This window comes from Wohlfahrtiimonas populi, assembly GCF_002006795.1.
Lineage (GTDB): Bacteria > Pseudomonadota > Gammaproteobacteria > Cardiobacteriales > Wohlfahrtiimonadaceae > Wohlfahrtiimonas > Wohlfahrtiimonas populi.
This window is the reverse complement of record NZ_MVDN01000001.1, coordinates 215,392-230,735: the sequence shown is the minus strand read 5'-3', so window position 1 is coordinate 230,735 and position 15,344 is coordinate 215,392. Positions and strand designations below refer to the sequence as shown.

12 protein-coding genes are annotated in these 15,344 nt (G+C 32.9%); 3 read left to right on the top strand and 9 right to left on the bottom strand.

Annotated elements, in window-relative coordinates:
* The first annotated feature begins 4 nt into the window (after window positions 1-4).
* Genes BZK16_RS01145 through BZK16_RS01135 form a run of 3 tightly spaced genes read left to right on the top strand, consistent with a single transcriptional unit; the run spans window position 5 to window position 4,750 of the window.
* Window positions 5-1,690 (top strand): AAA family ATPase, encoded by a 1,686-nt coding sequence (locus BZK16_RS01145; protein ID WP_077927066.1) that lies wholly within the window; start codon window positions 5-7, stop codon window positions 1,688-1,690.
* Window positions 1,691-1,694: 4 nt separating this feature from the next.
* The gene (locus BZK16_RS01140; RefSeq protein ID WP_077927065.1) at window positions 1,695-3,218 is read left to right on the top strand and encodes a TnsD family Tn7-like transposition protein; all 1,524 of its coding nucleotides are present in this window, start codon (window positions 1,695-1,697) and stop codon (window positions 3,216-3,218) included.
* The gene (locus BZK16_RS01135; protein ID WP_077927064.1) at window positions 3,218-4,750 is read left to right on the top strand and encodes a Tn7-like element transposition protein TnsE; all 1,533 of its coding nucleotides are present in this window, start codon (window positions 3,218-3,220) and stop codon (window positions 4,748-4,750) included. The genes BZK16_RS01140 and BZK16_RS01135 overlap by 1 nt, the downstream gene beginning before the upstream one ends.
* Before the next feature lie 27 nt (window positions 4,751-4,777).
* Here the strand turns inward: BZK16_RS01135 and BZK16_RS01130 are convergent, their stop codons facing one another.
* From BZK16_RS01130 to BZK16_RS01090, 9 genes are all read right to left on the bottom strand, one after another.
* Window positions 4,778-6,103, bottom strand: a complete 1,326-nt coding sequence (locus tag BZK16_RS01130) for an MATE family efflux transporter (RefSeq protein ID WP_077927063.1) — start codon at window positions 6,101-6,103, stop codon at window positions 4,778-4,780.
* A 14-nt stretch (window positions 6,104-6,117) separates the two neighbouring features.
* A complete protein-coding gene (locus BZK16_RS01125) occupies window positions 6,118-6,558 on the bottom strand; it encodes a pseudoazurin (RefSeq protein ID WP_408645555.1) in 441 nt (146 codons plus the stop codon).
* A gap of 11 nt (window positions 6,559-6,569) precedes the next feature.
* The gene (locus tag BZK16_RS01120) at window positions 6,570-7,334 is read right to left on the bottom strand and encodes an ABC transporter ATP-binding protein (RefSeq protein ID WP_077927061.1); all 765 of its coding nucleotides are present in this window, start codon (window positions 7,332-7,334) and stop codon (window positions 6,570-6,572) included.
* Window positions 7,335-7,336: 2 nt separating this feature from the next.
* Entirely contained in the window at window positions 7,337-8,353 is a 1,017-nt protein-coding gene (locus BZK16_RS01115; protein WP_077927060.1) for a FecCD family ABC transporter permease, read from the bottom strand.
* A 5-nt stretch (window positions 8,354-8,358) separates the two neighbouring features.
* Window positions 8,359-9,375, bottom strand: coding sequence for an ABC transporter substrate-binding protein (locus tag BZK16_RS01110; protein WP_077927059.1), 1,017 nt, complete (start codon window positions 9,373-9,375; stop codon window positions 8,359-8,361).
* Window positions 9,376-9,532: 157 nt separating this feature from the next.
* Entirely contained in the window at window positions 9,533-10,129 is a 597-nt protein-coding gene (locus BZK16_RS01105) for a condensin complex protein MksE (protein ID WP_077927058.1), read from the bottom strand.
* 2 nt (window positions 10,130-10,131) lie between these two features.
* Entirely contained in the window at window positions 10,132-11,529 is a 1,398-nt protein-coding gene (locus tag BZK16_RS01100) for a hypothetical protein (RefSeq protein WP_077927057.1), read from the bottom strand.
* An 8-nt stretch (window positions 11,530-11,537) separates the two neighbouring features.
* Complete coding sequence (locus tag BZK16_RS01095) at window positions 11,538-14,495, bottom strand: ATP-binding protein (protein ID WP_077927056.1); 2,958 nt, start codon at window positions 14,493-14,495, stop codon at window positions 11,538-11,540.
* A complete protein-coding gene (locus tag BZK16_RS01090) occupies window positions 14,488-15,285 on the bottom strand; it encodes a hypothetical protein (RefSeq protein WP_077927055.1) in 798 nt (265 codons plus the stop codon). The genes BZK16_RS01095 and BZK16_RS01090 overlap by 8 nt, the downstream gene beginning before the upstream one ends.
* Window positions 15,286-15,344 lie beyond the last annotated feature (59 nt).

Here is a 15,344-nt window from a genome sequence, read left to right as displayed (position 1 = left end):
CTAGATGAAATTACCAACTAAGGCAATTATTGCTAAATATGGTGAAACTATTGGTCATTACCAAGGTAATCCATTTATAGAGGCGTTACCGCCTATTAGAGAAAAAAAGGATGTTATTAACTTATTACGTGGTCGTGTAGAGTTTAAAATTTCTGATCGACAGTTGCCAGCGTCTTCCAGAATTCATTTGATATCACAATTACTGAATAATTTTTTTCATCCCATTGCTAGGCATATTGATTTAGAAACAAAAATTTCTATTCTGATTCGTGAAGGGTATGTCGGTCGTAATATTTCTACTGGAGATCTAAATCAGCATATTCAAAATAGTTATGAAAGAACTATTACTAAGGACATCTCGGCTTTACGCTTTGATACAGCAAAATCCACAGCACAAAGCTTATCATTTATAGGATGCTCAGGTAGTGGTAAAACGACAACAACGAATCGTATCTTGTCTGGATATCCACAGGTTTTATATCATCCTGAACATAATTTTTTACAGATAGTCTATTTGAAAATTGATTGCCCACATGACGGTTCTTTAAAAAGCCTTTGTTTACATTTTTTTAGAGCGATAGATGTTGCATTGGATACCGATTATGAAGAAAAATATGCATCTAAAAGACATGGTATCGAAACGTTATTACATTTGATGAGACATATAGCTAATCTTCATGCAATAGGTTTACTACTAATAGATGAAATTCAGCATTTAAGTATTAATAAGTCAGGTGGTGCTGACAAAATGTTAAGTTTCTTTGTCACATTGGTTAATGTTGTTGGTTTACCTGTGATTATGGTGGGTACACCAAAAGCTAGATTTATTTTTGAGAATGACTTGCGATCAGCAAGAAGAGGTGCGGGATTAGGTTCCATTCTATGGGAGCCTATGTTGAATGAGCCAGATGAAATCATAAATACTGATATTATTATTCGATCCGAGTGGAATATGTTTACGGATGCTTTATGGAAATATCAATGGTTAAATAAGGCAGATGTTACGCTGTCACAAGAGATTAGAGATTGTTGGTATGAATTAAGCCAAGGTATTTTAGATATTGCCATTAAGCTATTTGTATTGGCTCAAATTAAAGCAATTTCTTCTAAAGTTGAAAGAATCACTGTTAAATTATTAAGACAAACTTATCAAGATGAATTAAAGACTATTCATCCAATTATTGAGGCATTGCGGTCAGGAGATCCAAATAGAATAGCAAGATATTCAGATTTAACTATTCCAAGTATTGATAAAAAGTTATTAGATTTAACATCTATGATTGATAAAAGTTTGGGGTACAGAGATGATATTAGTAAGTATCATGGGCATGAAACTGCAACTAGGCTTCATTGTATGTTATTGGAATTGGGGTATGATTCCGAATTATTAGTGCCATGTGTGAAACGAATTTGTGCGCAGTATCCAACTGATAACATGCAAACGTTGATGCCGATCATTATGCAAGAATTAAGTATTGCACAAAAAACAAATGATACGCCTAAACAAAAATCCATGAATAAGATATCAAAGGTAGCGACGATTAAACCAAAAGAGTGGAATACTTTACTAAGTAATGATTTACGGTTTATGTTTTCTCAGAAAGAGCATACAAATGATTTTTATCATCACTTAAAAGCTAGTAGCGATATGATCTTTGATATTGAATCATATTTGATTGAAATGGCTTAGAAGCATGCTAGGCTTTCCTTTACCTTACCAGGATGAACTTGTTTATAGCATCATTGCTCGTGCTAAAGTACGTTTAGCATTGGAAAGCCCAAAACAGCTATTAGATCTAATATTTAATAATAGGAAAGTTATTGCAACGGTTGATTTACCTTGTCATTTAAGTGTTATTTCTGATTTATATTTAGGGCAGCAATTATCAGTACTGGATCTGATATATCAACATACGTTATTCCCCATATACGCACCATTCATGCCTGAAAATAGACGACAAAAGTGTATTCAATTAATGTCTTCTGAATCTCAAGGAGTGGTGCACTTAGCGACAGGCATGAATGCCTCTCGAATCCCTATTGTAAGTTCAATACGTTATTGCCCTCAATGCATTAAGGATCAATTGGATTTGTATAAGGAAGCATACTGGAAAAGAGAATGGCAAGTAGGTGGTACTTGCTGTGTATCTCATGGCGCATTAAGAAATACAGAAATTGGTTTTCGTTCTAATCATAGACATGAGTTCGTTGCAGTGAATGATATACAATTAGAGTCATCTGAATCACGACCATTGAAGTATCAATGTGAAGTTATTGTTACTCATAAGGTTCGAGAGCTTTTAGATTTAGGTGGAAAAATTTCACCTTCTTTTGCACAATGGACACAGTTTTATCAGTTACTAGCGGCTCGGAATGATTGTTTGCGAGGTAATTGCCATATTGATCACGAGAAAATCATAGAGCGGGTTCATCAAAAATGGTCATCAAAATTTTTGTTGAATTATGGTTTGAGTGATTTAGAGTCAGATACAAGCTGGCTTAAAGCTATTTTTAGAAAACATAGAAAATCTTTTAGTTACTTAGAGCATATTGTTGTGTTAGAAGCTTTTAATGATAGTAATTGGCTATTTTCCGATATATTTCAGGCTATCAGTGCAATGCCACTAGAAATGGAGAAACAAGCATCTAACAATATGTCTACAGATTATATTGATAATCATACGTTAAAGAATCGTCAGCAATGGCAGGGTTTATTGGATCAATATTCAGTGAAGTCATCAAGGCTGCTAAATGGGGCATTGTATGCATGGCTATATAGGCATGATAAAGATTGGCTGTTAGAAATTAATAAAAAATATCATGTACCCAAAGTACAAGGTAATAGAGGCATTGATTGGGCTAAACGAGATCTAGTACATACGAAAAGATTGTTAGGTCTACAAAAAAAGGTAGTACTAGATATGCAAGGCCCTCTCAGATCAAAGCAGTGGTGGTTAAATCAATTAGGATTGCATCATACTTACACAAAAAAGAAAGCAGTACTGCCTTTAATGAATTTATTTTTAGAGCGTTATCATGAAACTATCAGTGATTATCAGATTAGGAGAATTAGTAAAGTGATAGTAGGTCTGCTAGTCAATAATGAAAAACTTCCGAGATGGCAAATTTTACGTTTATCAGGTTTAAGTGATGAACGAATGACAGAAGAAACAAAAGATTTTTTAGATATGGTTTTACAGCAACAGAGTGATAAATAATGACGATGAAAGGAATACCAAGTAATTCTAAAGTTAAATCATTGGGGATGTTTAAAAGGCAAAATGGTTTAAAAAAATGGAAAATTTCTGTAGGTTTAGAGCATGATGGTCAGCTTCAGGATACTTTATTGGATGTATCTAATTTGCCTTCATTGGTTGTGAATAGTGTTTTGAATAATGAAAGTTCTAATGTGAGGCCAAAAGGATATCTAAAAACTTTTTGTATATCTTTAAAAGAGTTAACAAGTTGTAAAATCATAGATAATAAAACGACAAAATTTCGCTATGTAGATTCTTCTACGCGTGAAGAAATTCTAATCCCTCAAATTGAACTTGCACGAGCCTTGTTTTTTCGTAATGCTTATTTGGCTCGAAATTGTGTTGACTCGGGTATTTTATCCAGAGAGTTTGATGTCGGCATTGAAGATGATAAGGGTATTATTTTTGTATTGCCACATTGCTCATTTCCATTATCAGCGCTTAAGGATGAAGCTACTAGAAAACATTTAGCATGGGTATTAACAAATCCAATTGTTCGAAAATCATATGAAAGTATTGCTGATTATTTTGTGAGGGAAAAGGTGGCTCTTGATAATGTAACATGTTGGAACTTTCATTTTGACCCACCTGATCTGGAGAATGTCGTCATTCGGGCTGCAGGTTGGTTTAAGAAAGAAGAGAATTTTTATTTAGTTAATGAAATAGTCGGTATTTCAGGATTACCGATAGATACTTGCCATGAGGTGGATTTCAAGAGTGATAGATTTAGAACTCGTCAAAAAGGATCAGGAGTCGTGAAAGAAGGCGGGCGGAGTATTGGTATAGAAGATATCATTGTAGATGATGATAGGGAAGCTACAGAGTCAGAAGATATTGTTAATATTGAAGTTCCTATGGCATTGTTGCAATTTAATGGTGAATTAATTACGAAGAAGGTCTTAGATGAATCTAAACATACAGCAAGCGTTATTATAGAATCTGACACAGAAAAGATTTTTGATGAAGTTGCTGTTAATACAGGAGAAGCAACCTCGAATGGCAATGCGTTCAAAGGCGAATATTTGGGTATTAATAATGAAGAGCAACAAGCCATATTAAGTAGATTTGAATTATTTAAATCTATGATAGCTGAGTTGGCCAAACAATGTGGTTTTGAATACCAAGAATATTTACATCAATTACCAAGTGTTGGTAAATCTAAGCTTCACAGAATGTCCGATGGACGGCCTAGGTATGTGATGGAAGTACAATTTCAATTGAATGGAGTTTTCTATTCAATTTTAGAAGTAGATATCAGTGATGGCGTTAAATCAATATCTACACTAATTGTGAAAAAGAACAATCCTAAGGACTGGGATGAGAATTTTCAAGAAATTATAAAAAAAATTGTAGTAGGCTCATTAAATTGGCCTAGGAAATTATTAATGCAAAAACACCTAGTTAGTTTCGTTAATCATCCAAGTATCTTAACTCACCATAATGAGTATATTAAGACATGGCAAGATCGTATTTTAAATAGTCTAATGGGCTAGGTGGTTGTTACTTTGGCTCTACAAAAATTAATCTCTAAAAAAGAATTTTTTTGATAAATTTAGCCAAAAAACAAGTAATGATCGTGCTAAACAAAATAGTAAGAACGAGATCCATATACCATCATTACCAAAATTTGGTATTAAGAGAAAAGATGAGATTAGCCAAATAATGACAGCTATAATCATTGAGTTGCGGATAGAAGACGTATAATTAATACCACAAAATACGCCATAAATCATTAGGCCCATTGAAACAACGATAGGGAATATTGCCATCCATATACTATATTCTATAGCTAGTGCTAGAATATTCGCTTGATTTGTAAATAAACCAAGTATATTTTGATCAAATGTGACCCAAACTAAGCTTAAGAATAATGAAATACCACACCCTGAAACAATGGCATATTTAATCGTTTGATTATATAAATGAATATCTTTTTTACCTTTAGCTTGACCACTCAATATACTGGCTGCATTGGCAAAACCATCATAAATATATGCCATTAAGTATTGAATTTGAAATAGTATGCTATTTGCTGCGAGAATTTCTGTACCCAATGCGGTGCTATTTGAAATAAATAAATTAATAACTGTTAATAAACAAACTGTTCTTATCATTAAATCGCTATTAATCAGTATAATTTCTTTCAGTGATGCCCATGAAAAATATTCTTTTAGGTCATCTATGCTGATATCAAACATCCCCATTCTATAGACTAAAATGGTAGCGATTATCATTGTGCTAATTTGAGCCAGCAAGGTTGAAAGGGCTACACCTTTAACATCCATATTAAAATACCAAACAAATAATATAGATAATATAATATTAACAATATTAATAAATACTTGTAGATAAAGCACTAATTTTACATATGACCGCCCCATTAAAAATCCAATGAGTACATAATTGATTAAAGTAAAGGGTGCACCAAAAATTAGAATATCGAAGTATTCTTTTGCATAAAAATAAACTTCTGCGCTAGGATTGGAAAATTTAATAAAAACATCAAAAATTAATGATTTTCCTATGATAAATAATGTGCCTAACAATAATGCAATGAATAAAGGCCGAAGAAATGCACTTTTTAAATGGCTTAGATTATCCAAAGCCTGTGCTGTAAAGCTAGTAGTACTGATTCTTAAAAAACCAAATAGCCAATAAAGCGTGTTAAAAATGATTGTGCTAATTGTAACACCAGCAATAAAACTTGGGTTAGGCAAATGCCCAACCAATGCAGTGTCTATTGCGCCTAATATAGGAACAGTAATTGTTGATAACGTTAAAGGTACAACAAGCAATAAATAATTTCGAAAAGTTATTTGTTGCTTGTTATTTGAGGCATGAGTCATAAACTAATTAGTCGTTATAGATTGTGATTAGTGATGATATTTTGTAAACGCTCATGTGACTTCCCTGGTGCTTTATACGTTCTAAAAGCATTAGGCAATACTTCATCATCACCAACTTTGATGACCATAATCATGCCCATTGAAAAATGAGGTGTACATTGGATGCCATAAAAACCACTCGTATCAAATTTAACTTCTAATTCTTCGTTAATTTTCCCTTTAAATGCAGGTGTGTTTTCTGGCATTAATTCAATAATAGAAGCTGCATTATGGCTCTTATGAGTCGCTATAAATTTGACAGAATCACCTGGTTGAATTGCTAAATAATCTGGTTCAAAAACCATTGACCCAGTTTCACCTCTGTTCAACATTTTAACTTCATGGACTTCTGCTTGTGCATTGCCTAAAAATAACACACTACTCAAAACCATAACTAATACATGACGCATTTTAATTCTCCGTATTTTTAACAAGATTGGATAAAACGAATAAAAGGTTGACCTTCGGAATCTTCATAGCATTCCACCTCAACTTTAAATATTTCCTTAATAAACTCTTTAGTTAATACTTCTTTAGGCGTACCGACAGCCGCAATCTTTCCACCTTGTATAACAATGAGTCGATCACAATACATTGCAGCGTGATTAAGATCATGCAACACAGCAATGGTCGTTAGCTTTAGCTGTTTAACTAGATTAAGTAAATTTAATTGATGATGGACATCTAGATTATTAGTAGGCTCATCTAAAATAATCATTTTAGGTTTTTGTACTAACCCTCGTGCTATGTGAAGACGCTGCCTTTCACCTCCTGATAAGGTTGGCCACAATTGTTTTGATTTTTCCATCATATCCACAATTGATAATGCCTCTTCTACTATCTCATCATCATGTTTTGACCAAGGGGATAATAGGCTTAAATAAGGTGTACGCCCCAGCTCAACAGATTGTTTTGCAGTAATGTGATCATCTGTATCAATATGTTGCTTAACAAATGCCAATTGTTGCGCAATTAAACGAGGCGGTAATTTATTTAACGGCTGTCCAAATAAAGTAATATGTCCACTCGTTGGCTTTTTAATGCCTGATAATAAAGAAACTAGCGAGCTTTTCCCAGAGCCATTAGGTCCGACAATACCAACAAACTCATTAGGTTTTACTGATAGAGAAACACCATTAATGATATGTTTATTCCCACTTTTCCAGTATAAATTTTCTGCAGATATTGCCATAATTAACGAGCTCTCCGGCTTAATATTAATGCAAATACAGGCGCTCCCACCAATGCAGTAATTACACCTATAGGCAATACTTGACCTTTAATAATTGTACGAGAAACAATGTCTGCAGCCACTAAAAAGATTGCACCAACAATGGCGACCGTTGGCAAAAGCCTATGGTGTTTTAATCCTATAATTGCACGTGTTGCATGTGGAATTACTAACCCTACAAAACCAATAGCACCCACAATACTAACCATCGTTGCTGTCATTAATGTTGCACATACAATTAAAACAATATAAGTGCGTTTTACAGGGATACCTAAAGAAGCTGCTGAGTCTGCGCCAAAGGTAAAAGCATCTAATGATCTTGCATACCATAAGCATACTAACAATCCTGATACTGTCACTGGAAAAGCTAATGATACATCAGGCCATCTAACACCAGATAAACTGCCTAATAGCCAAAACATAATGCCTCGTGTTTGTTCTGCACTTGCCGAATGGGTAATAATAAATGAGGTGATTGCGTTAAATAATTGTGATCCTGCAATACCTGCCAAAATAACACCGCCATTCCCCTTACCTGTTCTGAATGCTAAAAGTGCAACTAATATAAACGCTGTAATCGCACCAAAAAAAGCACCAAATGAAACAGAAAGAGCACCCGCCCCAATTCCCAAAACAACCACAGCAACAGCCCCCGTAGAAGCACCCGCAGAAATTCCTAATAAATATGGGTCTGCCAACATATTTCTAAGTAGTGCTTGTAATATAGTCCCCGAAAGAGCGAGAGCCATACCACACAATGCGGCAATGACAGTTCTACTTAAACGATAGTTCCAAACAATACCTTCATCTATTCTATCCAAAGGATAGCCTGCATCCCATAGCTTATTAGCAATAGTTTTCAATACAACATCAAAAGGGATATATATTTCCCCAATTGATGTACCAATTAAAATAGTAACGCCTAGGAGAAGTATTACAAATACTATCAATCCTAAGCGTTTAGATATATATAAAGCCATAAATTTTATTGTAAATTCATCTTAGAAATTGCATCAGCAACTTTTTCTAGCCCTTCGATGGTTCTTAAAGTAGGATTCATTGATTGAGCACCAATTACCACAATTCGCTGATTCTCTACTGCTGGAATTAATTTTAGTACTGGGTCATTATTTAAATATTCTAATTTTACTTTCACATCATCCAAAGCAAAACGACGTCTACTCATGTCTCCAACAACAATCATTGTTGGGCTTTCTCTTACGATAGTTTCCCAGCTCACAGACGGCCACTCTTCAGCAGTATCAACAATATTTTTCAATCCTAACGTTGACATAATGTAACCTGGAGCACCTTTTGAACCTGCAACATATGGGTCAGATTCTGCATCAGCGCTTGAGAACCAGAATAAAGCAGAAGTATTATTCGGTAAACCTTGAACTTTTGCTTTAGCTAAATTTTCTCTATTTTTTAAATCACTGATCAATTTATTACCTCGATCTTCAACATTAAAGATTTTAGCTAATTCTGAAATTTCTTGATAAATTACATCCATAGTAAATGCATTTGCACGAACACCATCGCCACCGTCACTATTATCTTTAGCAACACAGTCTGCAGGTGATGTATATACAGGAATACCTAATTCATCAAATTGTTCAACGCTAGCGACAATACCAACTGGGCCAATTTGCCATTGAAATTGATTAGTAATTAAATCTGGTTTTCTTGCAATAATGCTTTCAAAACTTACATCATTGTCTGCCAATACATCAATCTTAGCATTAACTTCTTTAAATTCCTCCATCACTGGTTCAACCCATAATGCAGTCCCTGCAACTTTATCAGCGAGTCCTAAAGAATATAAAATTTCAACTGTGCCTTGGCCAATACCAACAACTTTTTCAGGTGCTTTATCAAATGTTAATACATGGCCACAACTTTCAATCTTCACAGGATAATGATTATTGTCAGCAAAAGAGAGAGATGTAAATAATGGTATGCTTGCTAATAAAGGAAATGCTTTTTTGAATATTTTTTTCATATTTTTTACCTATCGATTAAATTAAATAAAGGACACTATTGAAAAAATTTATCAAAAAATACTACATTAAATACGATTGATTGTCATTAGTATTTAATATTTATTATTATCTTTATATTATGAGGTGCTATATTTACTCGCTGTACATGTAGAGTTTTTAAAGGCTAAGCTGCATATCTGTTTCCAACAACAGTCGATACATAAAACTACCAGCATTAGATAAAACATATCTATCAGCTGAGGTTTTATGCATTAAAGCTCGGTCAACCATTATGCTTTCAATAGATTTAACTAATGGAGTAGCTATATCGCAAGCCTTTAAGATTCTTTCTGTTTCTTCTTCTGACCCAATGTCATTGATAATTTGAGCATTGATTCCACCTTTAGGATCTTTAAGTATTTCTGGTGAAATTCCACGAGTTGCTAGCCCGCGACATAATACGATTAGGATAACTTGAATATTCGCGCCAATTTCATTTAAGGAGTCTCTTTCTGGTCGAGCAATATAATAGGAATCATCACCAATAGCGATAAGTTCAAAGCCGAGCAGGTCATATAACTTTTTATAAATATCGATGTGTTTGATTAATTCAGAGAATTTAGCAGATAGAATGAATTCATTATTACTCATATCGTATTTATTGATAACTTTTCCACTAATGAAATCTTTATAAATTTCTTTAGTAGCTATTGGATCTAGTTGTTCAATATTTACGATGTGATTATTCATAGTATTGTCAGATTGCATTTCCATGTTTATTTTTTCTCCACAAGCTTTTTAATAGGGTAACTAAGTTCTTGTTGGTTATATGTGATAGTGCCACGTTGTAATGTGGTAATAACTGCATATTTCTCAGATAAAAAAGCCCTAGCATCATAAATATCTTTGAGAGAATATTGCTCGAGCTTATCCGATAAATAGTGATGGATTTCAAAATAAAGATCATCACAATCTACGGCATGAAATGAGCGCATTAAGCGTTTAATTCTTTCTACTCGTTTACGTTTGAGAATATGTTCTTTGACATCTCTAACTTTGTTAGTTGGAATATGCTTTTTACTGTTGAATGCCTCTACATTATCTAATTTACTTCTAATATATTCATATGCTTCTTGTGTATTGAAATTATTAGGTAGCTCAATTAATGGTTTAGTTAAATTGGTACGAGACCAACTGGTTAATTGATTGAAAATTTTTGCAGGATGAAAGAATTCATGTTGATGAGAAAGGGTTTTTCCTGTTAATTTACTATCTAGTAGGTTAATGACTAAAGAGTTTAATTCATTGTAATGTTGTTCGACAGCGTTATAGAGCGCGCGTTGTTTTTGATTCATCTCAATATATCTATGAAGTTTACGACGAATATCAGAAATGACTTCGATAAATGATAATAAACGTATTTCTATAATTGATATGGTGCTGGCTTCCTCATAGAAGGTTGTTTGGTTGAGTTTTTCTCTTATTTTTCTGATCAGATAAATTGCTGATGAATCTTTGGCCATAGCTTTTTCATTAAGAAAATTTAGAGTTGGCAATATATTGCGTTGATAAATACGTGTAATTTCCTCAAAAGCTTTTTCTACTTGCTCTGTTGGTGTGTGTTTTTCGAAGTTGTGACTATCTACAATTTCAGATAAGCGTTTAGCACTGCCTTCTAATGCTCTAACATTATGTTCTATCTTGGAAAAGACATCTTGCAGAATATCCATTAAAGCATCTATATGTTCCATAAATCCTGGATTATGATGGCTATAATTTTCTTGCTGTTGAGTAAAATAGTCATATTGAGTTCTAATTTGGGCATAAATAGCATCTAAATCTGGCTGCCCGAGCTCTCTTAGTCTTGTGGAATCTATGTTTTTGATAACAGAAAGAAGATCGTTTTGAATACGAAAAATACCTTTTGCATCATGAATGTATGCTAATAATTTACATTGGTTTAAGTTATGCAGAGATAATGCGGATGCAATCCTTTTTTGGTCATTAGTATCTGATATTCTCTGTTGAATATAATTTTGTAAAACATGCTCATATACAGATATATGAAATCCTGAAATATTTTTAGATTCTGAATTATAGTAGTCAATAATATTGAAAAATATATCAATATGTTGGAATAAGATAGCAAGTGTATTTTGCGCATTGGTTTTCATAATGATGATTATAATTCTAAATTAATTAAACGTTCTTCCATACCTTGGAAGTAGATTGTCTTAGCTTTATCATAAACTGTAACATCTATTGCTTGGAAACATGACAAGTCATGGTATAGGTCTAATACACTGGCGATAATACCTGTTGGGTCGGGTGTTGCAACAAATAGAATGAGGTTTTGTTCAGTAACAATTTTATAAATTTCATTTAAATTATCTTCATCTAGTTTGCCAACTTCATCAAATACTACAGGTAGTTGAAGTTTTAAATCTTCAGGAATCATACTTTTAAATAAGATCGCAAGTAAAATTGCATTGACCATAGAGTTCGTGCCATTGGATTGTGGAATATCTTCTTTTTTTTCATTTCTAGAGAATGAATAGCTAATTTTTTCAATAATTTTAGCAATATCAATCTTTTTAGAGGATTTAACATAAAATGTAGCTTGAAATGCTTGGAGATGGTCATACATTTCTTGAGGATATGTATTATTGTGTATTTGAGAAATTTTACTCATAGCCTTAATAGCAGCTGTATATTGAGGATGATATGTGGTGTCAATTGTGACATTATCTAGATTGGATATTTGATAGCCCGATAATTGTCGATTGAGTCCATCAATATAATCATCAATAATTCCTTTTATTTTATTGATAATGCTAATGGATGTATCGACAGTATTATTATGTGCCTGTAGACGATTATAAAAACTATTTTTTTGTATATCTAATGTTTCAAATGTTTTTTTGAGTGATTCATAAAAAGTATTAAACGAGCTATTTGCGAGGCTAACATTATGTTTTTCTTCAGGGGACATTTCAATAAAGTTATATTCTGAAAAAGTTCGTAAAGATTGAAGGATGGTATTATTTAACTCATTGATAGAGGAAATATTGTTTTTAATATTTTGGGTTGATGAGTTTATATATTGCGGATCGTAATCATTGATTGGCTTTAATGTGATAATGGTGTTAGTTGGTGGAGTATTATCAAGAAAACCTCTATTAGAAAAAGCTAATGTATTTAGAGTATTGTTAACATCTTGTATAGACTTTAATTTTTCTGCATTTTTATCATATGCTGATTTTGAAAGATGAAATTGATTTTTAAAATAAGTAATTTGATCTTGTAAAGAATTTTGTGATTCTTTTAGTAGTACAAGATCATCATTATTTAAATCTAATTTCTTTTGGTTATCTATAAGGTTTTTGCGTAAATTCGTTTCTCCCATTAAATTATCCAATTGAGATTGGATGATTTCATTGTCTTTTTCAAATTTTGATATGTTCTGTTGGCGCTCTTGTGGGGAAGCTTTGCTGTATTGATGTAAAGATAAACGATCGTTTTCTAACTTAGTAATATGGGCTTGCAGCTCTTCAATTATTTTCGTTAGATTTAAAGAAGCATCTTTATCGGAATATTTTTTAAATGTGATTTTAGAGAACGCATGATTACTTAAAGAGAGTTGCCCATTCTGATCCTTAAATAAATTAGTAAATTCTGTGATGATCTGTTTTTCATCAGTTGAAGTAGTTGTAGTTAGGCTAGTAAAATCTTCATTCAAGCTAAAGAGCACAGAGCTTGTATGTTCTGAGAACTGGTCTAAAAAGCTACTTTTATTTTGAATATTTTTCAATGAGGATTGTAATGCATTTAATCGGCTCTGCTTCTGTTTAATTTCCCTGGTAAGCTCTGTTAATCTTTTTTCTGTTTCCTGATCATTTTGTAAGGCTAATACATTCTGACTAATCGATATTTCTCGTTGTTTAAGATCACTAATAATTTCCTCAATAAAATGGATATTTTTCTCTGCATAATGCGCCTTTAATGTCTCTATTTCATTCAATGCATCATTAATTTTTTGAATATTTTCTTGTGCATCTTCAATGCGAGTAGAAAGGGCAGTTATAGTCTCTTGGATTTTATGCAGTTTTTGATTTTCAATATTTAATGTTTTCTCATGTTGATCAGTTTGTTCTTTTAAAGACTTGGATTCTTGAGTGAATAAACTAGATGCTTCATTTACATAATGAGAAACTTGTCCAAAAAGCACTTTTGTATCTGATTTTTTTGCTATGTAAGTATTAAGGTTTTCTTCAAATCGATGCCATTGAGGAGTTTGTTCTTCTACCTGAGAGAGAAATTTTTGTTGTTTTTGTAATGTTTGCCATTCGTCTAATTTACTTTCTAGATCAAGAAAAATACCATCGTTTTCAACAACACTTAATCCCTTGCTATCGATAATAGACCCAATGGCTATTGGAAGTGATTTTGTTGAAGCATTACTTAGGTCAAAAGCCATATCTAATAGAGATCGTACAGTTTTGACGCTATCAGGAGATGATTTTTGAACCATTGGGAGAAGGCAAAATCTTGTGTGATCGTCTTGCGATGTTGTTCTCGAATAGCTGGCTTCACTGATCATTTTTTTGTCTGTAATTAACTTTCCACCATACTGTTTTGATAAAAGTTTATCTTTGATTGTTTTGATGGATATATCTTCATGCAAGGCACCAATCTCTTCATTATTAATGGATGAGGAATTCCAGAATAAATGCTCAATATAATTATATGAGTGTGGTACAGCTATTCTATCGTAGTGGTAATCAGTACTTTTGAAAAGTACCCAACAAAATCCATTAGGATGACTTGGATTTTCTGCTTCACAGATAATGTATGATTCAGGGCTTGGAAAATAGTATTGAAATGATGCAATATCAGAGAAAGGTGTGCCACCTGATGAGAAATTAAATTTATTAGCGCTCCCCTTAAAATTTACCTCGGGCAAGAGGAATAATTTAAGAGCGGAGAGAGAAGATGTCTTACCCTCATTATTCCCAGCAAATAGTGCGGCAGATTTGTTGATAGGGAGGCGAACATAGTAATTTGAACCTGAATTAATGAAGATTAGCTCATTAATAGAATACTGGCTTTGCAAATTTAAGGATAATGAATCGCTATGCACGGTAACTCTCCTGTTCTATAGTTGTTTGGTAATAATGCATCAGCCCAATTAATTGATCAATTTGATTAGAAATTTTTAAAAAATTGTTTAATTTATTGAGTTCGGACTTTAAGGCCTTTCTTCTAGATATTTTTAATCTTTGTACAATATCATTTGGGATAACAAAGTGCGTGTTATCTACTGATAGTCCATTATTGAGCAGATTTTTGTAAATTTGTAACCCACCTATATCAATATCTAATAAGCAGAAAATATCCCCTTTAAATTCTTTTAAATAAGGAATGATATTCTGATTAGAGATGCTATTGCCTGCAGCATAGATAAATTCAATATCATCAATGTCATGTGATATTTCACATAATTGACTCATAAATAGATAGCTATCTTTGTAATGCAAGAAACATTCGAGGTTTTCTATGATGACTGCATGTTGTTTTTTGGGATATGGCAATGGATAACTTTGCGTGAAAGCATGAACATATGGTGCTTCCGATTGCTCCGTAACAGCTACGAGCAAAGCACCGTTAACATTTATTTGATGTGTATTACCAGCAATACTTGCAGCTGCTCTACTATTTTTATTGATAGGCTGCGCAAGTTGGATAATTTTTTCAAAAGCATCATGATCAATAATATCAATACCATAAACTTTCTTACTGTATTGTTTGATGGTAATTGCTTGGTAAATTAACTGATCATCAATTTTTAAGCGAGATAGCTTCTTATAAAGAGTTGGCCAGTTAACCCCTTTTCCTTGCTTAATATTGTCTAATTCTTGGATTGTTTTCATTTTCATATCATTTGATATTAAAGTTAATGGATTATGATCATAATATAGTCACTTGTCAA

Bases quoted from the DNA above. Each gene is read 5' to 3' on its own strand.
- BZK16_RS01145 (WP_077927066.1), top strand. From the start codon at position 5: ATGAAATTACCAACTAAGGCAATTATTGCTAAATATGGTGAAACTATT.
- BZK16_RS01140 (WP_077927065.1), top strand. From the start codon at position 1,695: ATGCTAGGCTTTCCTTTACCTTACCAGGATGAACTTGTTTATAGCATC.
- BZK16_RS01135 (WP_077927064.1), top strand. From the start codon at position 3,218: ATGACGATGAAAGGAATACCAAGTAATTCTAAAGTTAAATCATTGGGG.
- BZK16_RS01130 (WP_077927063.1), bottom strand. From the start codon at position 6,103: ATGACTCATGCCTCAAATAACAAGCAACAAATAACTTTTCGAAATTAT.
- BZK16_RS01120 (WP_077927061.1), bottom strand. From the start codon at position 7,334: ATGGCAATATCTGCAGAAAATTTATACTGGAAAAGTGGGAATAAACAT.
- BZK16_RS01115 (WP_077927060.1), bottom strand. From the start codon at position 8,353: ATGGCTTTATATATATCTAAACGCTTAGGATTGATAGTATTTGTAATA.
- BZK16_RS01110 (WP_077927059.1), bottom strand. From the start codon at position 9,375: ATGAAAAAAATATTCAAAAAAGCATTTCCTTTATTAGCAAGCATACCA.
- BZK16_RS01105 (WP_077927058.1), bottom strand. From the start codon at position 10,129: ATGGAAATGCAATCTGACAATACTATGAATAATCACATCGTAAATATT.
- BZK16_RS01100 (WP_077927057.1), bottom strand. From the start codon at position 11,529: ATGAAAACCAATGCGCAAAATACACTTGCTATCTTATTCCAACATATT.
- BZK16_RS01090 (WP_077927055.1), bottom strand. From the start codon at position 15,285: ATGAAAACAATCCAAGAATTAGACAATATTAAGCAAGGAAAAGGGGTT.